The sequence below is a fragment of the Chryseobacterium sp. 2P genome (genome assembly GCF_059579425.1).
Map to the genome: position 1 here is coordinate 414,728 of NZ_CM184194.1, position 23,771 is coordinate 438,498.

At 34.0% G+C, this 23,771-nt stretch carries 24 protein-coding genes; 7 read left to right on the top strand and 17 right to left on the bottom strand.

The window, feature by feature from the left end:
* A complete protein-coding gene (locus tag AC52CF_RS01680) occupies positions 1-285 on the top strand; it encodes a hypothetical protein (protein WP_214591046.1) in 285 nt (94 codons plus the stop codon).
* A 438-nt stretch (positions 286-723) separates the two neighbouring features.
* On the opposite strand, the gene AC52CF_RS01685 is transcribed toward AC52CF_RS01680, so the two are convergent.
* The 3 genes from AC52CF_RS01685 to AC52CF_RS01695 form a co-directional block, all read right to left on the bottom strand.
* A complete protein-coding gene (locus tag AC52CF_RS01685; RefSeq protein WP_250902065.1) occupies positions 724-1,686 on the bottom strand; it encodes an IS256 family transposase, variant Zn-binding type in 963 nt (320 codons plus the stop codon).
* A 610-nt stretch (positions 1,687-2,296) separates the two neighbouring features.
* Positions 2,297-2,632 (bottom strand): DUF3276 family protein, encoded by a 336-nt coding sequence (locus tag AC52CF_RS01690; protein ID WP_002976288.1) that lies wholly within the window; start codon positions 2,630-2,632, stop codon positions 2,297-2,299.
* A gap of 99 nt (positions 2,633-2,731) precedes the next feature.
* On the bottom strand, positions 2,732-4,393 hold the full coding sequence (locus AC52CF_RS01695) for an ABC transporter ATP-binding protein (RefSeq protein ID WP_496517754.1): 1,662 nt from the start codon (positions 4,391-4,393) through the stop codon (positions 2,732-2,734).
* A 91-nt stretch (positions 4,394-4,484) separates the two neighbouring features.
* On the opposite strand from AC52CF_RS01695, the gene AC52CF_RS01700 reads away from it, so the two are divergent.
* From AC52CF_RS01700 to AC52CF_RS01720, 5 genes are all read left to right on the top strand, one after another.
* Positions 4,485-5,390, top strand: coding sequence for a transcription antitermination protein NusB (locus tag AC52CF_RS01700; RefSeq protein WP_087709578.1), 906 nt, complete (start codon positions 4,485-4,487; stop codon positions 5,388-5,390).
* A gap of 11 nt (positions 5,391-5,401) precedes the next feature.
* Positions 5,402-5,899, top strand: coding sequence for a DUF1573 domain-containing protein (locus tag AC52CF_RS01705; RefSeq protein WP_496517755.1), 498 nt, complete (start codon positions 5,402-5,404; stop codon positions 5,897-5,899).
* Positions 5,900-5,909: 10 nt separating this feature from the next.
* Positions 5,910-6,272 (top strand): preprotein translocase subunit YajC, encoded by a 363-nt coding sequence (gene yajC, locus AC52CF_RS01710; protein WP_214591145.1) that lies wholly within the window; start codon positions 5,910-5,912, stop codon positions 6,270-6,272.
* A 586-nt stretch (positions 6,273-6,858) separates the two neighbouring features.
* Positions 6,859-7,659, top strand: a complete 801-nt coding sequence (locus AC52CF_RS01715) for an SDR family NAD(P)-dependent oxidoreductase (protein ID WP_375181149.1) — start codon at positions 6,859-6,861, stop codon at positions 7,657-7,659.
* Between the two features lie 8 nt (positions 7,660-7,667).
* Positions 7,668-8,138: a hypothetical protein gene (locus AC52CF_RS01720; RefSeq protein ID WP_214591041.1), complete on the top strand. Its 471-nt coding sequence runs from the start codon at positions 7,668-7,670 to the stop codon at positions 8,136-8,138.
* Here the strand turns inward: AC52CF_RS01720 and AC52CF_RS01725 are convergent.
* The 7 genes from AC52CF_RS01725 to ku form a co-directional block, all read right to left on the bottom strand.
* Positions 8,131-9,039 carry a helix-turn-helix domain-containing protein gene (locus AC52CF_RS01725; protein ID WP_375181150.1) on the bottom strand — a complete coding sequence of 303 codons (909 nt, stop codon included), beginning with the start codon at positions 9,037-9,039 and terminating at the stop codon, positions 8,131-8,133. The genes AC52CF_RS01720 and AC52CF_RS01725 overlap by 8 nt on opposite strands.
* A 1-nt stretch (position 9,040) precedes the next feature.
* Complete coding sequence (locus AC52CF_RS01730) at positions 9,041-9,403, bottom strand: hypothetical protein (RefSeq protein ID WP_214591039.1); 363 nt, start codon at positions 9,401-9,403, stop codon at positions 9,041-9,043.
* A gap of 13 nt (positions 9,404-9,416) precedes the next feature.
* The gene (locus AC52CF_RS01735) at positions 9,417-10,352 is read right to left on the bottom strand and encodes an oxidoreductase (protein ID WP_375181151.1); all 936 of its coding nucleotides are present in this window, start codon (positions 10,350-10,352) and stop codon (positions 9,417-9,419) included.
* Between the two features lie 4 nt (positions 10,353-10,356).
* On the bottom strand, positions 10,357-10,806 hold the full coding sequence (locus AC52CF_RS01740) for a DUF2147 domain-containing protein (RefSeq protein WP_214591037.1): 450 nt from the start codon (positions 10,804-10,806) through the stop codon (positions 10,357-10,359).
* Positions 10,807-11,128: 322 nt separating this feature from the next.
* The gene (gene ligD, locus AC52CF_RS01745; RefSeq protein WP_375181152.1) at positions 11,129-13,009 is read right to left on the bottom strand and encodes a DNA ligase D; all 1,881 of its coding nucleotides are present in this window, start codon (positions 13,007-13,009) and stop codon (positions 11,129-11,131) included.
* A 77-nt stretch (positions 13,010-13,086) separates the two neighbouring features.
* Positions 13,087-13,689: a DNA polymerase ligase N-terminal domain-containing protein gene (locus tag AC52CF_RS01750; RefSeq protein ID WP_375181153.1), complete on the bottom strand. Its 603-nt coding sequence runs from the start codon at positions 13,687-13,689 to the stop codon at positions 13,087-13,089.
* The gene (ku, locus tag AC52CF_RS01755; protein ID WP_375181154.1) at positions 13,689-14,474 is read right to left on the bottom strand and encodes a non-homologous end joining protein Ku; all 786 of its coding nucleotides are present in this window, start codon (positions 14,472-14,474) and stop codon (positions 13,689-13,691) included. Before ku ends, AC52CF_RS01750 begins: the two co-directional genes overlap by 1 nt.
* A gap of 197 nt (positions 14,475-14,671) precedes the next feature.
* Here ku and AC52CF_RS01760 point away from each other — a divergent pair, with 197 nt between their 5' ends.
* Positions 14,672-15,010, top strand: coding sequence for a hypothetical protein (locus AC52CF_RS01760; RefSeq protein ID WP_496517756.1), 339 nt, complete (start codon positions 14,672-14,674; stop codon positions 15,008-15,010).
* Between the two features lie 354 nt (positions 15,011-15,364).
* On the opposite strand, the gene AC52CF_RS01765 is transcribed toward AC52CF_RS01760, so the two are convergent.
* The 7 genes from AC52CF_RS01765 to AC52CF_RS01795 form a co-directional block, all read right to left on the bottom strand.
* Positions 15,365-17,530 (bottom strand): hypothetical protein, encoded by a 2,166-nt coding sequence (locus tag AC52CF_RS01765; RefSeq protein ID WP_375181156.1) that lies wholly within the window; start codon positions 17,528-17,530, stop codon positions 15,365-15,367.
* A gap of 46 nt (positions 17,531-17,576) precedes the next feature.
* Positions 17,577-18,107: a hypothetical protein gene (locus AC52CF_RS01770; RefSeq protein WP_214591031.1), complete on the bottom strand. Its 531-nt coding sequence runs from the start codon at positions 18,105-18,107 to the stop codon at positions 17,577-17,579.
* Positions 18,108-18,140: 33 nt separating this feature from the next.
* The gene (aspS, locus tag AC52CF_RS01775; RefSeq protein ID WP_214591030.1) at positions 18,141-19,895 is read right to left on the bottom strand and encodes an aspartate--tRNA ligase; all 1,755 of its coding nucleotides are present in this window, start codon (positions 19,893-19,895) and stop codon (positions 18,141-18,143) included.
* A gap of 138 nt (positions 19,896-20,033) precedes the next feature.
* Entirely contained in the window at positions 20,034-20,465 is a 432-nt protein-coding gene (locus AC52CF_RS01780; RefSeq protein ID WP_214591029.1) for an ankyrin repeat domain-containing protein, read from the bottom strand.
* Between the two features lie 57 nt (positions 20,466-20,522).
* Positions 20,523-22,703 (bottom strand): S41 family peptidase, encoded by a 2,181-nt coding sequence (locus AC52CF_RS01785; protein WP_375182233.1) that lies wholly within the window; start codon positions 22,701-22,703, stop codon positions 20,523-20,525.
* Between the two features lie 132 nt (positions 22,704-22,835).
* Positions 22,836-23,042, bottom strand: coding sequence for a helix-turn-helix domain-containing protein (locus AC52CF_RS01790; protein WP_039365153.1), 207 nt, complete (start codon positions 23,040-23,042; stop codon positions 22,836-22,838).
* A gap of 3 nt (positions 23,043-23,045) precedes the next feature.
* Complete coding sequence (locus AC52CF_RS01795; protein ID WP_375181904.1) at positions 23,046-23,642, bottom strand: DUF2975 domain-containing protein; 597 nt, start codon at positions 23,640-23,642, stop codon at positions 23,046-23,048.
* Between the last annotated feature and the right edge of the window lie 129 nt (positions 23,643-23,771).

Consider the following 23,771-nt stretch of genomic DNA (forward strand, 5'->3'; position numbering starts at 1 on the left):
ATGGATGATTATTTAAGAGAACATTTTTTTGTTAAATTTCTTGTGTTTTTATTACTGGGAATCGGGGTATTTGTATTCTCATATCGGATATTAAAATCTTATAAAAAAGAAGAGTTAGAGCCTATAAAAGAGAATACTTATAGTAGGATGATTTATTGGCGCTCAATAGGCGGCATGTGCCTAGGATTACTTATTATATTAATGTCTTTTTATATGATATTTGAAGATTTAACACAGGTTAAAGAGAATAATGATGTAATTATGAATGTTCAAGTTAGGAAATAGTTTACTAAAAACCCGATAGCGCGGATTTGTAATCCGTGCCTGTAATCGCAACAAAAACTTTGCAATCTGCAAAGTTTTTGTTGTAAATAGATGTTTTAAGAGGGATTTTATAAAAAATGTAATTACAGAATCTCTATTATTATAATGCACACAAAGGATTTACTATTTTTGCTTAATGTCTTATGCATAGTCATTAACATTTAGAAAACTCAAAATAAATTTTATAATGGATGAATATTTAAGGTAATGTACTGAAAAATAGTTGGTGAAATTCAGGATATATTTTAATAAATTATGGATGTTAATCCGAAGAGGACAAAAGCACTGGTGGAGATCAACTTTTCAGCAATAGGATTAATGTTCAAAACGATAGTTTTAAGGTGAGGTTTCCCTCACCTTTTCGTTTATTATCGGATGAACCTTATGGCTAAAAAAACTCTATTTTTCGTTAGAAAAATAAATATACCATTTGATGAAATTGATTCGGTTTTTCAATGTGAGACCTCTGTGCAGGTCGAGATGATTTTTTAAATGGCTGAAATATCCCTCAATACCATTGGTTGTTTTAGGAATATTGGGATTTTCCAGATAATGAAACATATTGGGCAATGCCCGTTTTATAGTAAAATACGATCGTCTGATAAGCTTGTGGGTATACCAGTATCTTTCGGTTTCAAGATTAATTGTTTTTTCATTAATATAATCCTGATGTCTCAAATACCAGTCGTTGAGTTCATTTTTCCACCAGATTTTATCGTTTTGTGTTTTAATTTTCAGTAATAATAAAACGTGTTTTCGAAGTTCCTGACCGGCAATGTGTTTAGGAAACTTTGTGAGCCAGATCAGGCACATTCTCTGAATATGAACCAGACATCTCTGAGTAATGATGTCTCCATCAGATTTATTTATGGCTTTCAAAACGCTTTTATGTCCATCTGTAGTAATGCTTTCCAGCTTTACGCCCAGCCGTAAAAGATTGTTTAAATCTTCCCTGATTTCTTCATAATGTTCTCCATCGGTAAAACGGATAAGCTGTGTATATCCATCAAAATCATCCTGATAAGCAATTAAACAGAACTGAGCAAAATAAGTTGCATCCATTCTTAAATTCACCTTTTCCCGTTTGATGATCTTTAAGGTAGGAGACTGCTCTAAAATGGTATAAAATGTTTTCTGCAAAGTATCTTTCGAATAACCGCTGTCTCTGCAAAGCGTTTTGTAGGTCTGCCTTTCCAATACCCATTTTTTGAACCAGATAAAACGATTTTTAATTCTCTGCTCCGTTCTGTTTTGAGTAAATAAAATCCCGCAATTTTTACATTTAAATCTTTGCTTTCCCCCTTGTTTTCCCCAACGAATTACCTCCAGGCTTGAACAAGACCAACAACGTTTTTTTGCCATTTTTCAGACAAAGAAAAAGTTTTATGAAACACGTTTCATAAAACTTCCTCCAAGCAGCCTAACAATGAGTTTTTGATAGGATTCTACCAACTATTTTTCAGTATTATGCCATATTTAAAGGAACATTTTGTAATCAAATTTTTTTTAATCCTTGTTTCAGGTTTTGTATTGTTTGTATTTTCGTATATTATATTTAAATCATATGACAAAGAAAAGTTAGTAACCATAAAAGCTAATGCATTTAGCATAAAGGTATATTGGAGGTCAATAGGCGGTATGTGCCTAGGGATATTTACCATGCTATTTTCTTTTTATATGCTATTTGAAGATTTAACACAGGATAAAGAGAATAATAATCTAATTATGAATGTTCAAGTTAGGAAATAGTTTACTAAAAGCCCGATAGCGCGGATTTGTAATCCGTGCCTGTAATATAAGAATCCGTCTCACAGCTATTTGTGTGGCGGATTTTAGATTTAGGATAATTTATTTTCCTCAGGAAAAAGAAAAATATGCTCTGCTCAGATAAAGTCGTGGCTATTACAGATAAAATATAGGCACAAAAAAAGCACCCTTTTTCAGATGCTTGTGTTTTTAGAATTATTCTTTTTTAAACTTCGTCGTCAGAATCGATGGTGTAAGATCTGCTTTTGAAGTCTTTGTCGTGTTTTTCTGATATTACATCCTCACCCTTCTCGTTAATGATGAAATCTGTGGACTCATTAAACATCTCCTGAAAACTCTTAAAATCTTCCTTGTAAAGGTAAATTTTATGCTTCTCGAATGTAGCTTCTCCATTCTCTCCGAAATTCTTTTTGCTTTCGGTAATCGTAAGATAATAATCTCCTGCTTTCGTCTCGCGCACATCAAAGAAATAAGTTCTTCTCCCTGCTTTTAACACCTTCGTGAAAATTTCATTTTCATGGCGTTCCTTGTATTCACTCATTGTTAGATATTTTTTAATCTTGTTAAGAACAAATATAAAAGTTTTCTTTTAATCACAAAATTTTTTTTATGATTTATTTAACATTTGTGAACGATTCTGCTATGCTGTTACGGAATTGTTAATTTCGGTTAAGTTGAGGATTTTGTCGGCTCTCTGTGCGCTAGACTCTCTGTGTGTGATGATTATAGAGGTCGCATTACGGATTTTACGGTCTATATTTTCAAGAATGTTCTGTTCTGTTTCAGTGTCCAAAGCAGAGAGAGAATCGTCAAAAATAATGATGTTCGGATCTTTAATCAGTGCTCTGGCAATACAGATTCGCTGTTTCTGACCTCCGGAAAGCATAACGCCACGCTCTCCAACCATGGTTTGGTACTGTTCCTTGAACTCAACAATATTTTTGTCGACATCAGCAATTTTGGCATATTCCACCACTTTTTCGTGAGAAGGTCTGTCGATCGCAAAACCGATGTTGTTTTCAATAGAATCTGAAAAAAGATAACTTTCCTGAGGAATATATCCGATGAAATTTCTGTAGTTTTCTAAATTATGCTCCTTTAAATTCTTACCGTCAATTAAAATTTCACCTTCCGTAGGATCAATCAAACGGCAGAGAAGCAAGGCAATCGTAGATTTTCCGCTTCCTGTCTTTCCCATGATCGCTAAAGATTCTCCGGCTTTCAGGGTAAAACTTAAATTATCCAAAGCTCTGATTCCCGTATTCGGATAGACATAAGAAACATTTCGGAACTCAATATCGCCTTTAATTTCATAATTGTCGAAGTTCTTATTAACGATTTCAGATTTTTTATCCATGAATTCGTTAATTCTCTGCATGGAAGCTTCTGCTCTCTGATTCACGGAGGTAACCCAGCCAACCATTGAGAAAGGAAAAATAAGCGTATTGATATACATGAAAAAGTCGGCAATTTTACCGATGCTTAATTCTCCGGCAATGTATTTCTGTCCGCCGATCCAGATAATGGCAACATTCAGCAAACCGATAACAAATAAAATAATCGTAAAGAAATAGGCTTCCGTTTTTGCCAGATCCAGTGCTTTGTTCTGATAGTCGGTTACCTTCGTACCATAATTTTTTTTGATATAATTTTCCCTTGCAAAAAATTTCACCACACGGATTCCCGAAAAACTATCCTGTACAAAAGTGGAAATCGCCGACTGGCTTTTCTGCATGATCTTCGATTTCTGATTGATGATCGAGCTTACCTTGTAAATCGCAAAGGATAAAATCGGAAGGGGAAGCAAAGTCCAGAGTGTCATCGAGACATCCGTAGTAAGCATATAAATTGCTGTGATTACCACAAGAACAATTAAATTGGCAACATACATCACGCCCGGACCAAGATACATCCTTACTGCAACCACATCTTCACTTAAACGGTTCATTAAATCTCCGATCGTGGTTTGTTTATAATCTGTTAGAGATAAATCCTGATAATGTCTGTAGATTTTATTTTTAAGTTCATATTCTATTCTTCTTGAAGCTACAATAATCGTCTGCCGCATCATGAAAGTAAAAAATCCGGTGAGTAAAGAACAGCCGACAATAATCGCAACATACACTAAAACCTGTCTGTTGAAGCCTAAATTTCCGTTTTTTGTAAGCTCGTCTACAGATTTTCCTACATACTGTACCTTATATATGTTGAAAAAATTACTTGCAATGATGAATAATACTCCCCAGAACAACAATGTTTTGTGCTTCCAGAAATAGGGGTTTAATGTTTTTAGCGCTTTCATAAAGTTTCACAAAATTACAAAAATCACCTCAGACTACGAATTTCATAAATTTTAAATTTCGTATCTTTGCACCCATAAAAAAGCTCTTTGAATGTTAGGAAGACGACAAATCCGTGAAAAAGTAGTACAGACTGTGTATTCTTATTACCAGAATCCTGTAAAGTTTGATGTATTAGAGAAAAATATGTTTGCTGGAATAGAGAAAATCTATTATCTCTACATCTATCAGTTAAACTTTTTGGTTGCGCTGAAAGAACTGGCAGAAAATCAGATTGAGATCGGTAAAAACAAATACATCAAAACCGATGCTGACATTAATCCTAACCAAAAATTCATCAACAATCAAGTTTTAATTAAATTGGAAGAAAATCCTGAGAGATTATTTTTCACAGGACAGCACAAGCAATTGAAATGGGACCTGCATGATGATCTTTTGGTAAAAACTTTCCAGAGAATGTCTGCCGGAAAGCGTTATCAGGATTTTATGAAAGAAGAAGGATATTCTTTTGAGGAAGATCAGAAGTTTATCGGGAAATTATTCTTAAGATACATTGCTGAAAATGATGATTTTCATGATTATCTTGGTGATAAAGAACTTTCATGGTATGATGATATCCACATCGCGAATTCAATGGTGCAGAAAACCATCGGTTTCCTAAAAGAAGATGAAGAAAGCCGAACTTTAATTAAAATGATTAAAGACGAAGACGATAAAACGTTCGCAATGAAACTTCTTAGAAATACTTTGGACAGTTGGGAAAACAACGAAAAGAAACTGGAAGAAAGACTGGAAAACTGGGATCTTGAAAGAGTTTCTCTAATGGATAAAGTGATCTTATCAACAGCAATGGCGGAACTGGATAATTTTCCTTTTACCCCTTCAAGAGTAATCATTAATGAATATATCGAGATCGCAAAAGTTTTCGCAACAGACCGCTCCAATATTTTCATTAACGGAATTTTAGATAAATATTGTAAAGATTTAAACAGAATATAAATTATCTTCATATGAAAAAGACATTATCCATCATTGCTTTGTCTGTCATAGGCTTTGGATTCGTTTCCTGCAAAAAAGAAAATAAAGAAGTTACAGGAACTGAAACTGCTGCTTCAACGCCTGCAGCAACGGGAGACTCTGCTGCTGTAGCTCCGGTTTCAGGAGAAACAACTGCGACTCCGGCTTCCAATCAGCCTTTAACTACGGTTGCACTTTCTGAAAACAATTTTGATTTCGGAAAAATTAAAAAAGGTGATAAAGTAGAGCACGTTTACGAAATTACCAATACCGGAACAAATCCTTTGGTTATCTCTGAAGTAAAGCCCGGATGCGGATGTACAGCTCCTGATTTTACTAAAGACCCGATTATGCCGGGTAAAAAAGGAAAGATTACTTTGCATTTCGATTCTACAAACTTCGACGGAAATGTTAACAAATTTGCAGATGTTTTCGCAAACGTAGAAAAAGCTCCGATCCGAATTAATTTCACAGCTAATATTCAACCATAAGATCATGAACATGTTATCCATATTTTTACAGGCACAGCCACAAGGTGGCGGAGGAATGATGATGATCATGATGGGGGTGATGGTGGTAGGTTTCTACTTCCTGATGATCAGACCTCAGATGAGAAAGCAGAAGCAGGAGAAAAACTTTCAGGAAACTCTGAAAGTGGGAACGAGAGTGGTTCTTACTTCCGGACTTCACGGGAGAATTGCTCAGGTTCAGGACGATGGTTTTGTTATCGAAACATTATCAGGAAAACTGAAATTCGAAAAAGCTGCGGTTTCAAGAGAGTTTACGGAAGCGCGTTTTGGAGATAAATCCAAGACTTCTGATAAAGCAGAAGACAAAAAAGAAATCGAAACTGAGAAAAAGTAATTTTTCAGTTTTTAAAATATTTCGTTTCGGCGGGGTGAGCTTTGCTCACCCCGCCGAAACTTTTTATATGAATATTTTTCTATTTTAATATCCGGAAAGGTTATCCTTCGTAGAAATTTAACCTACAATTATTTTTAACGTAGGATTGTCATTCTGACCGCAGCGAAGCGGAGAGAAGAATCTACTTCAATCATCTTAACTCCTCAACTAAAATCTTAATGGTAAAAATTAGATTTCTCCTTCGTCGAAATGACAGGAGAGCATTTAGCAATTGTGTTTATTCGTGAAAAAACATTTGTGAAATTCGTGTTAAAAAAACTCTGAAAAAATCAAAAGCGAAGCTCCAGCCTTAATAATCTTAACTCCTCAACTAAATCTTAACGGTTAAAAAATAGATTTCTCCTTCGTCGAAATGACAGGAGAGCATTTAGCAATTGTGTTTATTCGTGAAAAAACATTTGTGCAATTAGTGTTTAAAAAAACTCTGAAAAAATCAAAAGCGAAGCTCCTACCTTAATAATCTTAACTTCTCAACTAAAATCTTAACGGTTTAAAAATAGATTTCTCCTCCTTCGAAATGACAAAAATGGCGGTAAATCTTTGTGCCATTATTGAAAATATTTGTGTTATTTGTGGTTTAAGTTATCTTTGCTCCATGAATCAAAACACAAACAAAACCGTTCTCATTTTAGGCGCGAATTCCGATGTTGCAAAACAGGCAGCGAAACAATACGTCGAAAAAGGATTTTCCGTTATTGCCGCTTCCCGTAATACAAACTCTTTAGAACAATTTGTTTCGGAAAATAATCTGAATTCCAAAGTCAAGGTTTTATCTTTTGATGCTGTTGATTTTGATTCTCACCAGAAATTTTATAATGAGCTTCTTGTAAAACCTCATATTGTGGTCTATGCAGCAGGTTTTTTAGTGGATAATGAAACCGCTTTGATAGACTTCAAAGGAGCTCAGCAAATGATGCTGGTCAATTATATGGGAGCCGTTTCTATTCTGAATATTATTGCAACGGATAAAAACAATAAAAATCTCGAAAGAATTGTCGGTTTATCTTCGCTTTCGGGAGTTCGCGGGAGAAAAAGCAATTTTGTTTACGGCAGTACAAAAGCTGCTTTTACCACGTATTTAGCTGGCTTAAGACAGGAATTGGCTTCAAGAAATATAAAAGTCAATGCTTTGGTGATTGGCTACATTCGTACAAAAATCAATGAAGGCTTACAGTTGAATGAATCTTTAATGATGGAGCCTGATTATGTGGCGAAACATATCGTAAACGCAGGAAATTCTTTCACTATTGTTCCGAATTTCAAATGGAAAATCATTTATCTGATTTTGAAAATGCTGCCTGAAAGTCTTTTGGCGAAACTTCCTTAACTCATACTATGAATGATCAGTTTTTAGAAATTAAAACTTATATTGACAATATAAGCTCTTATGACAGTTCGGAAAATTTTGAATATGATCATTTTCCGTATCTTAAAAATATTTTAGATCATTTTACAGCAAAACAGCATGATGATTTTATAGAAGAAGTTTTTACATGGGAAGATCATCAATTATATTTTATTGCAGATTTTTTAGATTTTACACAATTTATATTAAAAGGAAAATATAATTCATCCTACGTTTTCTGCGAGTGTTTTTCAAAAATTAATAATGTTGAATATCTGAGATATATTTATATTAATTTGGAAATGTACTTAATGCGGAGAAAATTTTTTAACGATGATTTAATTTTATCTGTTGATGATATTGTTAACAATTTATACCTACTCATCAATCATTTAAGAGATGAAAACAGCATCGATTTTTGCTTAAAAATGATTGAAAATTTAAATGAATTTTTTAATTAAACTTTAGGCGAAATTCGTTAGGTGTAACATTCATTTTATTTTTAAATAATTTACTAAACGATTGCGGATACTCAAATCCTAATTTGAAAGCTATTTCACTAACGCTTAAATTGGTAGAAGTAAGCATATCTTTAGCCAATTCGATTATTTTCTCATGAATATGTTGTTGAGTGTTTTGACCTGTACTATTTCTTAACATGTCACTCAGATAATTTGGAGAAATATTTAAACTGTCTGCTAAATATTGTACTGTGGGAAGACCTTTTTCCAAAACAAGGTTTTCACGAAAATAGTGATCTAATAAATCTTTGAGCCGAATCAGTAAATCATTATTACTGTTTTTTCTTGTAATAAATTGCCTATTATAGAATCTATTAGAATAATTTAGTAATAATTCTAATTGGGAAATCATAACATCCTGACTAAAGCTATCAATAGATGTATTATATTCTTCTTCTATATTTTTGAAGATAAGTTCAATCATATTCTCTTCCTTTTCAGAAAGATGCAGTGCTTCATTAACTGAGTAAGAGAAAAAGCCATATTCCTTTATTTGCTTTGCCAATGGATATTGCCTTATAAAGTCTGGATGAAAGATTAACCACCATCCTTCCGCTTTATTATCTTTGTCTGTTGTTGAGATAACCTGACCCGGCTCTAAGAATGCAATTACCCCTTCGTCAAAATCATAGTCTTTTTGTCCGTACTTTATTTTGTTAGAAATACATTTTTTCAGTGAAATGGTGTAAAAGTCAAGTATAATAGACATTGGACTTTCGAAATCCTGTGCAACAACTTCATTTAAATTTATTAAACTGATTAAAGGATGTTTCGGCTTAGATAAATTTGAAAGTTGATGAAATTTTGAAATAGAACTAATTCTTATAAACTTATTTTCCATATTATTCTTTATTTTCCGTACGAAGAGTTCTCAATGTCCAGATTGCTCCTAATAAATCAACTACGCCAAACATTATTAGTTTTAAAGGGGCTAAGTCAAAAAGCACAAAACCTATAAAAAATAAAATAACGGTTAATCTTCCATAGGATGCAGCATAAAAAAATGATTTAACTTCATTCTTTGCCATTACTCCATAATAGCTACCAAGCAGAATGGTCATCATTCCGACAGCTCTTACCCAAATATCAGAGGAAGCAGGAAGTCCTACCAAATTTAGAACAATATTTGGTATAAATACGAAACCTAAACCCGATATTATCATATAAATAAAAAACACATATATTGTTTTAGCACTTTTACTCATAGTAATTTAAATTTTAGCCATTATTAAATTGATAAACGAAACCTGTAAGTTTTTCTGAGATATCCCATAATTTCTCCGATAATTTCTTATCATAAGATTTTTCGCTGGATTTTACTACTTCAGGATATCCTTTAAGTTCACCCATTTTAGTCGGACCAATAAATTCTCCACCTTTAAGATGGGGATCTGTAGCAGCTCGTAATATTTGCAAACTACCTTGTTGAACATTCATAGCAAAAAGATTATTCATCAATACCGATACAAAAAAACCATAATTTTTTTGAAGATTCGTATTGGTATATCCGGGATGTGCTGCTGTCACAATCACTTTGCTGTTTACAGATTTCAATCTTCTATCCAATTCATAAGCAAAGAGAAGGTTAGCCAATTTACTTTGTCCGTAAGCATAGTCCTTATTATATGAATTCTCCCAATTTAAATCATCAAAGAATATATCTGCTCCTCCGTAAGTTTTTTGTTTGTGTACCAAACTGCTTTGTACTGCTATTCGGGAATTGGGAGTCTTATTTAAAATGTCTACTAATAAACCCGTTAAAAGAAAATGTCCGAGATGATTTGCTCCAAATTGTACTTCAAATCCCTGTTTTGTAATTTCTCTTTTTTTAGGAGCCATAACTCCTGCATTATTAATCAGGATATCTAACTGATTGTACTTTTTATGAAAATTTGCAGAAAATTTTTTAATAGAGGCAAAATCAGCTAAATCCAATTCCATTACATCAAGATCAGCATGAGGATTGTTTGTTTTTATCAATGTAGCTGCTGCTTCTCCTTTATCTAAATTACGGACAGCCATAATTACTTTTGCTCCTTTGGCAGCCATAACTCGGGAAGATTCCAATCCTATCCCGCTATTGGCTCCTGTTATTATTACTACCTTATTTTTCTGAGATGGAATATCGCCATCATTCCAATGTATTGTTGCCATATTATTATTTGTATTTATGAAATGTAATCGTTTTACCTAAAATTGAGATACCTAAATATCCTCTCAGATAGAGTTTATTATTTTCTATCCATGCTTTACAAGTGTAGGTTTTGCCATCTTGTGGATTATACATATTTCCATTAATAAACTCGTCATTCTTCCAAATAAGTCCTTTCAAACTTACAACTCCAACCAAATTTCTTGATCTTAATTGAGGATTGGGATTTTTAGTATCCTTTTTTGAAGTTCTGCCGTCACTTTCTACAATTTTAGAACCTGCTAACATTCGGGCTTCATATGAATTTCCTACTTTAAAAAATTCAAGTCTGAATCGGTCATCATTATCCGATTCCCATTGACCAGTAATATCTGTTTTATTTTGCGCATTAAGAAATGAAGCGAAGACTACCAGAAATAGGGTCAGAAATTTTAAATAAAATGTTTTTGCTTTCATTATGATGAAATGTTTCAATTATGTTTTGCAAAATTGTCACATTTACGTAGATAAAAAATAGCTGAATCCCTGATATGTGTATCCAAATCAAGGAAATATTACATTTAGAAAAGTCTTAGGATAGATAAAGTCTGAAAATGAGGTATAACTTCATTTGAAATATGGAAAACAGTTAATTACACTACAATTATATACAATTGTAAGGGATGTGATAAACTTAATTTGCCCTCTCACATAGTTATAATTTTGCTAAATAATTATGAGAAAGAATTAAATATTTTGATTTTTGATATAAATTGATTGAAAATTTAAAGTATTAATTTCATTCAGCATCTTGCAACAATTCCAGCGCCTTCATCATATCAATTCCCTTTCCCAGAACAGGTTTAAACAAATCTCCCTTTTCTTTAATTCTGTCTAAAGCATTGTGAATGTTGAAATCTGTAGGTTTTAAACCTTTTTTCAGTTCTTTCCATTCCAGAGGCATTGAAACAGATGCTCCTTCTTTTGGACGCAAACTGTAAGCACTTGCTAAAGTCTGTCCGGTTCTGTTTTGAAGATAATCGAGGTAGATTTTCTTGTTGTCACGCTTCTGTAAGCTTCTTTCCAGTGTCGTGAGTTTCGGCAATTTTTTATTGACTTGTTTCATTAAAAGGTGCGCAAAATCTTTCACCTGATCAAATTCGTATTTTCCGCCCATCGGAATATAGATGTGAATTCCCGTGCTTCCGGAAGTTTTGCAGTATCCGTCGATTTTTACATATTCTAAAACGTCATTCACCTGCAAAGCTGTTTCAATAACCTCATCAAACGTATTCTTTTTCGAAGGATCGAGGTCTAAAACCAAAAAGTCAGGATGATCAAGATCGGGAAGTGAAGAATTCCACGGATTCATATCGATACACCCCAGATTGTTTAAATAAGCTAAAGTTGCTTTGTCGTTACAATAAATATAATCGATGTCTTTATCATTCGATTCCGAATAAATCTGTGTTGTTTTTATCCAGTCCGGAATATTGTCACCGGCATCTTTCTGATAAAAATTCTGCTCTTCAATTCCGTTTGGAAAGCGGTTTAGCGAAAGCGGACGGTTTTTAAGATGAGGTAAAATATACGCTGCAACCGACTGGTAATATTCAATGATATCGCCTTTTGTAATACCATCTTTAGGAAAATAGATTTTGTCCTGATTGGTCAGTTTTACCTTATGTCGGTTTATGGTAATTTCTTGTTCGTTTTCAGACGATTTTATCTTTTTTGGAATTGCCATTGTCGTTGTTTTTGGTTGGGAAACAGTTTCATGATCTTCAGAAGAATTTCTAACCTCTTCAGGTTCTTTATCTTCTCTCAATGCCACAAAAACAGGATGGCGAAAAATTCCGTCTTTTGTAATTTCGGAATATTTTATTTCGCACACCAGTTTAGGTTTTGTCCATGTTACAGGCATATTGGTTTTGGGTTTGATCTCGAAAGGTGATTTTGAGACAGTGATTCTTTCTAATTTCTGAAGTATTTCATGGATTAATTCGCGGTTAAATCCCGTTCCTGTATGTCCGCTGTAAGTAAGCTTTCCGTCAATATATTTTCCTAAAATCAAAGCTCCGAAACCTTTTCTCGAACCGCGAGGTTCTGTAAAACCGCAAATAATGGCTTCTTCAGTATTGGTGAACTTGATTTTCAGCCAGTCGGAACTCCGATGATTTTCTACATAAATGCTGTTGGCTTTTTTAGCGATCATCCCTTCAAGCTTCATCTTTTTCATCTGACTGAAAAATACAGTCCCTTTTTCCGGAACGTGATCACAATATCTGATGACATCGGTTTCCACTAAAGCTTCTTTTAAAAGTTCTTTCCGCTGAATCAACGGAAGTTCTTCCGTAGAATGGCCATTCAGCCACAAAATATCAAAAACCTGATAAGTGAGAGCCAGATCCGGATTGTCTCCAATCTGCTGAAGCCATTGGAAATTGGGTTTTCCGTTTTCATCATAGGCAACAATTTCACCGTCAAGAATCATATGATGAATCTGATTTTCAAAATCCCGTGATATTTTTTCAAATTTTGAAAGGAAAGAAATTCCGTTTCTGGAGTAGAAGAAAGGTTGATCGGTGCTTAAATCGGCAACGGCGCGATAACCATCCCATTTGATTTCAAAAATCCAGTCTTCATCATCAAAAGCCTCATCATGTGGTTTTGCCAGCATGGGCTTGATAAAGTTTTCAATTTTCTTTTCGTCAACTAAAGAATTGTACCGTTTGAATTTAGGCTTTATTTCTGAGGTTATGACTTTTTTTTGCTGCTTTTGAGGCTTTTTTTTTCCTCTAAAAATTTTGTGACCTGAGAATTTTTTGCGGTGTTTTCCTCTGCATCATAATCACTTTCGGCGAAGTCATCTTTATGTTTAATTAACAGCCACGAATTTTCTTCCGTGTTTTTCATTTTAACCAAAGCAAATTCACCTTTCAGTTTTTTTCCATGAAGGATAAATTTTAATGATCCGGCGTGAAGCTCTTTTAGCAGCTCTTTTTCGTCTGAAAGTTTGGAATTGTTATCAAGAGGTTCATAGGTTCCGCCGTCCCAGATTTCAACCTGTCCAGCTCCGTAATTTCCTTCCGGAATATTTCCTTCAAAATCTTTGTAATCGTAGGGATGATCTTCCACCATCATCGCAAGACGTTTGTCTTTAGGGTCTAATGACGGTCCTTTTGGAACGGCCCAGCTTTTCAGCACACCATCCATTTCGAGACGAAAATCATAATGCAGTCGTGATGCAGCGTGTCGCTGAATCACAAAAATAAGCTGATCTTTGCTCTTTTTTGTTTTTCCTTTCGGTTCGCTGGTTTCATCGAATTTCCGCTTTTCGTTGTAATCTTTCAGAGCCATTATGATGCGTTTTTAGATTTGGTATTCTGTAAACTGGCTTTTAACTGCGCCATCAGATCAATTACTTTTCCTTCTTTTGCAGGTTCCACTTTTTTCGTTTTGATGTTTTTGCCTTTCGCTTTCTGTTTAATGATCTTCATTAAAGCTTCAGAATAGGTGTCTTTGTACATTTCAGGATCAAATTCCTGTGAAAGCTGTTCGATGAGGTTTACTGCCATTTTTAATTCAGCAGGTTTCGGAGCTTTCGCCGCCGGAATTTTAAGATTTCCGTAATCCCTGATTTCCTGTGCGAATCTTAATCGGTTTAAAACCAAAACTTCATTGTTATAAGGGCGGATCATTCCGATGGCTTCACTTTCGCGCAGAACAAATGTTCCTACTCCCACCATTTCTGTTTTTGCTAAAGCTTTCAACAAAAGACGATAGGCATTTTCACCATTTTTCTGCGGTTCGAGATAGTACGGATTTTCAAAATAAACAGAATCTACTTCACTTTCTTTTACAAACTGATCGATGGAAAGGATTTTGGATTTTTCAGGACTTGCGGCTTCATAATCTTCTTCATCCAGAATAATGTATTTGTCGTCCATGAGATATCCTTTTACAATGTTTTCCCATTTCACTTCCTTGCCTGTATTTTCGTTCACTCTTTTAAATCTGATATTAGAAAAATCAGACTTATCCAGCATATCCAAATCCAGTTTGGTGGTTTCGGTAGCAGAGTAGATTTTGACAGGAATATTGACTAATCCAAAGCCAATGGCGCCGTTCCAGATTGCTTTCATTGTACTTTATTTTCTGTAAATCGTACAATGATTGTGCCGTGTAATTATTTTGTGGTATCTTAAATAATTACAATTGAGTTATTTATGTTTTTTTAGGAACAGGTTATGTAAGAAATACTCCGTAAGAATCCGGAAGTATAATATTACCTTTACCGTAACATTTATTTAATCACAGCAAGATATATAGGTAAAATTCTATGAAATTTAAAATTATCACAGTATTTTTTTTATTCTTATTTCAGACGTTGCTTTTAGCGCAGAACGAAAAAGCAATTGATATTTTTAACAACAGAAACGAAGATTTAAACAAAGCAGTAAAAGATTTATCTGTATTAAGAAAATCTGCGAAATCTGATGAGAGCCAATTGCTTCTGAATTCTTTACTGGCATTAACCTACATTACCAGAAAAGATTATGAATCTGCGAAAAAGTATATTACGGAAGCTGAGAAATTTTCCGGTAAGAATGGGAATTCTCCACATTGGCTATTTATTCTTTATTTTAATGATTTTGGGCATAATAAACGCCGCAAATGAAAAAGAAACTCCACTACCGCTTATCGGTAATATGTTTGTAAATAAATTTTCTTTTATCAATTAAAAATTCATTTCTTTACAAAGACTGACAAATCTTTTTATTCTCTATAAAAAGATTTTCAGTTTTTGCAAAAGCTTTCTTATCACGGTTTAAGATACACCCAATACATCAACATAAAAATCATCCTCATAAACAAGCGGAGAAAAAACGAATAGAGGTCAGAAGAAATTCAGACCTTTTTATTTTTACAGATCTACGGTAATATTCAAGGATCTAAAGTGTTGCTTTTTATATTGATTTTTGTTGTCGATAAGTTCTATAAGGATTGTGTTGTGTGATGAATATTCAATGGCTTATTTTGAGTTTATCTCTCTGTAAACAAGAATTTTATCGATATAGTAGCCATAATTGAATGAAACAATCTTGGAATGCTCTTCTTTAAGTAGTTTTTTATCTTTTAAATATTTTCTCCATTCCCAAGCGCGGTCGGAAGGCGGACAAATGTACATTCCTGCAGAATTACAAAGTTTATCCGGATAACCCAGTGTAGTATTTTGTTCCAGTTCTAAAAGTTTAATAACAGCACCAACTTCATTTTCAAGTTCCTGACTGCCAGTGAAAGGAGTTACGATATCGAATTTCAGAATTTCATAAATTTTATCGTAATCTAAACTTTCATCCTGATTTTTATAATCAATTCCGGCAAGATCAAGATAATATTTATAAAGCTCTTTTTCCGTATGCGATTGATAAACGGATATAAATCCGTCTCTTACTTTTTTATCTTTCCAGTTTTCAATTACAAAAAAGCCGAAATCTCTTTCAAACATTGAATATTTGTTATTGTAGTTATTTTCTTTGAAATTTAATTTTTCTAAAATCTGTAATGCTTCAGGAATCTGTGAATACCCCACTTTTGAAAAAAGTTTTAAAATTTTATATTCAAAATCATCACTGTCTTTTGCTGTAACTTTTATTTTTTCAGTCTCATCTTTCAGATCAACTTTTTCACTGTTAAAGTTTCCATCGGATATTTTTTGAGGTGAAATGGGATAGTCAAAACTTTTCAGACACATTTTTTTCGCATTTTCTATTTGAAAAACAATATCGGGATCTTCTGATTTAATTTTATCTAAAAGTTTTATCACATCATTTCCGTTTCCTGTGAATTTAAAAAGATAATAATTAACATTTCCGTTAATGCCAATTCTTCCGTATAATAAAGATTTTTTTAGGTACAATTCTAACTGCTTTTCATTATTGAGAATTGTATCCCAGTTTTTCGTATAATAAATGTCTAAAATTCGTGAAACAGATTCTGATAATTTTGGTCTTTTTTCATAAATCAATGACCAATATTCTAATGGAGTGAGATCTTGTAAAGTAAGATGGTCTATTAAATAGTTTTCGTACTCCCTTCTTTCTTTAAAAGAAATCTTCGAACTTAATTTTTCAATATACGTATGAAGATCTTTTGTTCCCTGAAAATCGATATGGTTTTGTCTATAATACAATGTAAGAAGTGATAGCTGGCTAAGAAATCTATAGGGAAACATTGGAATAATAGGATTAGTACTGCTAAGAATGTTTCTTTCCTTTTCTGCACTAATTTCGTTTACTCTTTTAGTGTCGCTTTGCGAAAGCTTAATGAATGTATTTAAAGCAATGGAGTCATTATCATTGGAAAGTTCTTCAAAAAGATTCGCGACATCGTCTATTTGTTTAGATTTCAAAGACTTATTAATGAAACAATGTGACGAATTGTCCCAAACAAAATTTTTGTAGTTTTTTGAGAAATAAATAAGCAAATTAAGGATTGCATTGTTATCAAAATTAGAATCATCAGTATCCCATACTCTGTAATCATTTCTTCCGACAGAACCAATATCTTTATGAATCAGCAATTTTAAAAGCTCTGCAAAATCTTCCTGATCTCGATTGAAAAAGTTAAATTTATCTCTTAAACGATAAAATTCTTCACAAATTTTTACAAGAGATTCGGGATTGTTCTGGCGTATTAAAACATCAATTCCTCTTGCTTTTATCCAATCTTTAGTGATGATTTCAGAGCGTCTTTTAATAAGTTTCTGTAGTTTTGCAATCGGCAGCTCCCGAAATTCTATGAAATCTTTTCTGTCTTTGAGAGGGGTAATATAAAATGTTTCTAATTCTGGAGAATAGTTTATTTTATTGATGGTTTTAGTTAAAAAATCAGAGTAGGTTTCAGAATTTTTTATTTCTTCAAGATTAATTGCCTGCTCAGGAAAAATGAAATTTTCTTCAATAACTCTTTTTGCAAGATAGAATTCTTCAGTTTCATGATAATGATGCCCAAGATATTCTGCCAGTTTTTTTGAGCTGTCAAAATAAGGTGTTAGTTTATAGAGCGCTTTTTTGTCACCTTTCTCAATTCTTAATTTTAGTTTATAAATTTCACTTTCATAATATTGTCCTTCTGCATATTGACAATTGAATAAATGGATAAAAAATAAAAAGAATAGTGGTATTAGTTTTTTCATGACAAAAAGAAATGGTTCTTTTATTAACGAGATGTATGTTTAAAAATTATTGAATACTATCAATATTCTTTTTTAGATAATCAAACTTGTCTGTTCTGATGTCTCCAATGGTAGATTCTACGCTGTATTGTTTAGAAACAATAATATATCTGTTCTTTTCATAGCAATGCTTTATAATTTCAACAGAAATCGATTCGTTGTTATCCAGATTAATAATTCCGCTAAAGCTTTCGCACCTGTAACGTCCTTCATCATTTTCGAAATGATCAAAAATACCTTTCATATCCTCCTGACTGAAAAATATGTTTTCAATATCTGCTGAAACAATAGTGTGTTTTCTCAACGTTCTTTTAAAATCATATTCTACAATTTCTTTAGCTACCCCAAAGCAGGTTGAGCTAAATACAAGCAATAATCCTGAAATGTAAGAGAGCTTCATTATTTCTTCATAAACTTTTTCTTTTACGTTCGGAGGGTAATAAAGTATTTTCTTTATAAATATGATTATGAAATAAACTGCACAGGCTATTGCAGAAATATATCCTAAAGTGGCTATTAGAGAAATTAGTGTTTTCATAAAAAAAGCGGAGAAAAAATCCCCGCTTCTAATTTATGCTTTTAAATTTAATTTCAGTTCCAGTTCATCGAGCTGTTCCTCAGCAATCGAAGAAGGCGCATCGATCATTACATCACGTCCTGAGTTATTTTTAGGGAAAGCGATATAGTCTCTGATCACTTCGTTTCCGTCCAGAATTGCTACCAAACGGTCAAACCCGAAAGCTAATCCACCGTGAGGCGGCGCTCCGTATTTGAAGGCATTCATTAAGAAACCAAACTGTGCTTCTGCTTCTTCTTTTGAAAATCCTAAAAGATCGAACATTTTAGACTGAAGATCTTTATCGAAAATTCTGATGGAACCTCCGCCGATTTCATTTCCGTTCAATACCATATCGTAAGCGTTTGCTCTGGCTTTTCCCGGATCTGTTTCCAGCAAATGAATATCTTCCGGTTTTGGAGACGTGAAAGGGTGGTGCATCGCGTGATAACGCCCGCTTTCTTCATCAAATTCCAAAAGAGGGAAATCAACTACCCAAAGTGGTGCGAATTCGTTTCCTTTTCTTAATCCCAAACGGTTTCCAAGCTCCATTCTTAAAGCCGAAAGCTGCGTTCTTACCTTATTTTCGTTTCCGGAAAGAATCAACATTAAGTCTCCTTCTTTAGCTCCGAATTTCTCAATAATTTTTGCTAAATCTTCCTCGCTGTAGAATTTATTTACTGAAGACGTTTTTACCCCGTCATTCTGGAATTTCACCCAAACCATTCCCGAAGCTCCGATTTGTGGTCTTTTTACCCAATCCACAAGTTCGTCGATCTGTTTTCTTGTATAGTCTGCACAACCTTCAACATTGATTCCCACAACCAGTTCTGCTTCATCAAATATTTTGAAATCTTTTCCTTGTACCAGTTCATTCAGTTCCACGAATTCCATTCCGAAACGGATGTCCGGTTTGTCGTTTCCATATTTCTGCATCGCATCAGCGAAAGTCATTCTCGGGAAATCTCCGAATTCCTGACCGGTGATATCTTTCAATAAAGTTTTCGTCATTCCTTCGAAAACATTCATCACATCTTCCTGCTCTACGAAAGCCATTTCGCAGTCGATTTGTGTAAATTCCGGCTGTCTGTCGGCTCTTAAATCCTCGTCACGGAAACATTTTACGATCTGGAAATATTTATCCATTCCGCCGACCATCAATAATTGCTTGAAAGTCTGCGGAGATTGCGGCAAAGCATAAAACTGTCCCGGATTCATTCTGCTCGGAACCACGAAATCTCTCGCACCTTCCGGAGTAGATTTAATTAAAACCGGAGTTTCAACTTCGATAAATCCGTTGTCTGAAAGATAGTTTCTTACTTTCTGCGCCATTTTATGACGGAAAATCAATTTATCTTTTACAGGATTTCTTCTGATATCAAGGTAACGGTATTTCATTCTCAATTCTTCGCCACCGTCTGTTTCGTCCTCAATGGTGAAAGGCGGAAGCTGAGATTCATTAAGAACCGTTAAATTCTCCACTAAAATCTCAATTTCTCCTGTCGGAATATTGGGGTTTTTGCTTACTCTTTCGATAACTTTTCCGGTAACCTGAATCACAAATTCACGTCCCAGTTTTTTTGCATTTTCCATCAGTTCCGCTGTAGAACGGTCCTGGTCGAAAACAAGCTGCGTAATTCCGTAACGATCCCGAAGATCTATCCAAATCATAAATCCTTTATCACGGATAGTCTGTACCCATCCTGAAAGTGTAACTTCTTCATTAAGATTTTTAAGAGATAATTCTCCGTTTGTGTGCGATCGAAACATAATTATTTGTTTAAAGTTCAATGTATAAGGCTCTGATCCGAACCTTGAATTTTCCGTTGGCAAAGATAAGATTTTTGCAGGTTTTAAAAACAAAAAAACTTCCCGAAGGAAGTTTTAAATTATTTATCTCTAAAAAAATTAAAGAACCATTGCCATTGCAGACTGTTTATTTTTAACAGCGTAGTCTTTTGCCGTTTTGCCTTTGCTGTCTTTTGCCTCTTTTTTAGCCCCGAATTTCATCAGCATTTTTGCGGCATCCATATTTCCTGAAGCTGCTGCGCTCATTAGAGGAGTAACATCGCTGCAGGATTTATTTACGTCAGTTTTACTTACCAGATAATTGAAGACATTCTTTTTGTTTTCTTTTACACTCAAAGAAAGTAAATCTGTTTTTGTACCATTTACGGTATAGCATTTTGAAAAATCTTCCTGACTGAAAGCTTTCTGGAAACTTTCCAGATTATCGGTGCGGAAGGTTTTCAACTGGTCTGCTGATAATTCCTGTGCAAATAATCCGTTGGCAAAAACAGAAAGTCCGAATAGCAAAGTTGCTGTAATTATTTTTTTCATAAAACTTGATTTATCTAAAGAATATACAAAGCTAAATAAAATTTTCGATCAGTGTTGCTAATTATTAATCCATTTTGTTGCTTTTTCCAAAACTTCGTCCTTATTGTTTTTTATTCCGTCTATTGTAGGTTTTACTTCCACATCGGGAACAATTCCTATTCTCTGGGTTTCTTTTCCGTCGGGATAATAAATACCGATTCCGCTGATCATGGTCGAAATATTTCCCGGGAGTTTTATATCAGAAACATTTCCATCGGCTCCTGCCGTTGTAGAACCGAAAACTTTCGCATTGGGTGCGGTTCTGAAAGCCATGGTGTGATATTCTGCACTGCTTTGTGTTGTTTCATTAATTAAGATGGCAATTTTACCCTGATAATATTTTTTTCCGGTTCCCTGTGTTTTTAAGCTTGGTGTAAAAGTGAAAAGTCCCGGCTGACTGTTGTTTGTATTCGTGAATTTTACGAAATCCAAGGGTTCTGGTTTTAACAGTTTTCCCATTTTAAAAACCACAAAATCTGAAGGATAGCTTCTGAAATCGATAACCAAACCTTTCGTGTTTTTAATTTTTTCAAAAACTTCAGGAAGAAGATCGGCATTTACACTTCCCATATAAACATAAGCAATGTTGCCATCGAGCATTTTAAAAAACTCTTTTGGCTCTTTTTTTATTTTAATATCTGAATAAGCATAGGTTTTTATAGTTTTTTCTTCCGTTTTTCCGTCTCTTAAAATGGTAAGACTAATGGTTTCTGCATTGCTTCGCAATAATTTTCTTGAAATGTCCCGAAGTTGGGTAGGGTAATTGGAAGCAGGAAGATATTTCAGACTTCTTTTAATGATGGCATCTACATTTTCTCCGTTAATTTCTGTAATAACATCTCCCTTTTTCAGTCCGGTCTGTGTTCCTAACTTTTCATCATAGAAATCTTCAACCACAGGTTTATTTTCTGCAAAAGTTAATTGTACCGGAGAATACCTTTCGCCAAAATATTTTTCAAGCGATTTGCTGTTTCCCCAAATGTTGGCATGAGTGTCGTGAATTCTTCCGATCAGTTCCAGAGAAGCGAGATTGTATTCCGTTTCGTCTTTTGCGTTGATGAATTTTGGTATAAATTCTTTGAGCACGCCTTTCCAGTCTTCTTCGATGAGGTTTTTGTAAGGAAAATAATACTGAATCATGTTCCAGTATCTGTAAAGAGAAAGCAGCCTGAAACCTTCATCGGGATACTTCATCTCTCTGTAAGGATTTTCATGCCTGAAATCAGGATTGTCTACATTCGGAAAGAAATCGACGTAATAATTGACTTTTGGTCTTTTAGCATCTTTCAGTTGTAAAAGCAGCTCTGTAAGTTCTTTCGAGAAGCCGGAATTGGTGATCCAGTCGAGATCCGGTTTGATTTTTACATTCTTCGGCTCAGAATTTTTTGCTGTCTGAAATTTGCCTAAACCTTTGATCCAGTCTGTTAAAATCTGGTCTCTCTCTTCAGCAGCAGCATTTTCAGTTTTTTTATAAATTCTGAAAAGTTCGTAATCCCAGTTGTAATTTCCTTCGGCTACGCCTGGATGATAATATTTCAGATACCCCCAGATTAATCCCAGTTTTTTAAGGTTTTCAATATTATTCTGATTGAGGCTGATGTTGGATATTTTAGAGCCTTTATCAAATTCTTTATCAAGCTCAACTTTCGTTAATTTTTTCTCGAAAATTTTAGCATGATCAATGTCTTTTCCGTCGATGGAAACTTTTAAGTTGTCTACCCAGATTTTTCCTTTTCCGGAAAGCAAAGCTCCTATAACAATTTGCTGCGTGTTTTCGGGAGACATATTAAGCGTAACTTCGTACTTTTTCCAGTCGTTTGTACCTTTCAGACCAATGTTTTGCATATTGTTAAAAGCAACGTCGGGATCTATTCTCATCCATAATCCTGCAAATCCATCCGTTACATTTTCTGTTTTAATATAGCCGGAAAGCGTAATTTTTCTTCCTGCATAATTGTTGGGAAGTGTGTACATGATTGCTCTGAAACCTTCTGTTCCTTCAGATTCTATCACGGCGGATGCTTTTCCCTGCTGTTTTTCATTAAAATCCGAAAATACTTTTGCAGAATTGTTTCCCATTAATTTCCATAAGGTGGGAGAATTGTTTTCTGTGGTTTCAAAATCGAGATTTTCAATTTTTTGCTGGGCAAAAGAAGCCATTCCCCATAGAAGAAATGGGACGATGAAATATTTTTTCATAGTGATTAAATTTTTTGTCAAATCTAAAAAGTCAGATCTGATATTATTGTGAGTGAATAATGGTTTTAAGGAAGTTTGTGAGGTTAGTGAATACTTTTAACGGATTTTTTAGTTTTAAAATCTTAAAGAATATTAATCTTTTACATATTCCAGGATGTCTCCGGGTTGACAATCCAGTGCTTTGCATATGGCTTCCAGTGTTGAAAGCTTTACGGCTTTGGCTTTACCGGTTTTAAGAATGGAAAGATTAGCCTGAGTAATGCCAATTTTTTCGGCAAGTTCCTGAGACTGCATTTTCCTTTTCGCCAACATGACGTCTACGTTGATGATTATTGGCATAAATTAAATTGTTAAATCTACTTGTTCCTGAAGTTCTAACCCTTTTTTGAAAAATTCTACAATGAATAATATTAAGGCTCCGAAAAATAAGAATATTACAACAGAGTACATAACCGCAAAGAAACTTTTTACCGTAAAAGGAACGATAGCCAATGTAATGGCTGTATAAATAATATTAAGCCAGCCGAACCTTTTCAGCCAAAGTAAAGCATCGGCATTGAATACATTTTCTTTGCTGATTTCTCGTAAAAATTTATAACTGATGAAAAAAAGCAGAGTTATAAAAATTTCGTTGAAAACATTGCTTAGAACATTTCCCGGATTAAACAGTCCTGTAAGAAGATTCTGTTCGGTGAAAGGAATAAAGAACTTAAATTTCATCAGATATTCCATTGGTTGTGTCCATTCATTTTTAGACCAGCCTACATCGGTTCCGATGATAAAAAAGTCTGAAAGAATATTATTGCCTGTCTTGAAATTATAAAAAGAAACGGAAAAACCAATAACAATGTAAATAAGCTGAAGAGCAAAAAAAGCTGCCAGCAACAAGAGCAGATAACTGATGTATTGTGAAAGAGAATTTTTACCGATGATTTTCATGATTATTCATTTTTATTATTGCAAATATATAATTATTTATTGTTTTGCGATAATAATTTATTGAAATTTTTATTTTTGATTTTTCTGATTTGGTAATTGCGCTTCGACTGATCTGTTCAGAATCTTTTT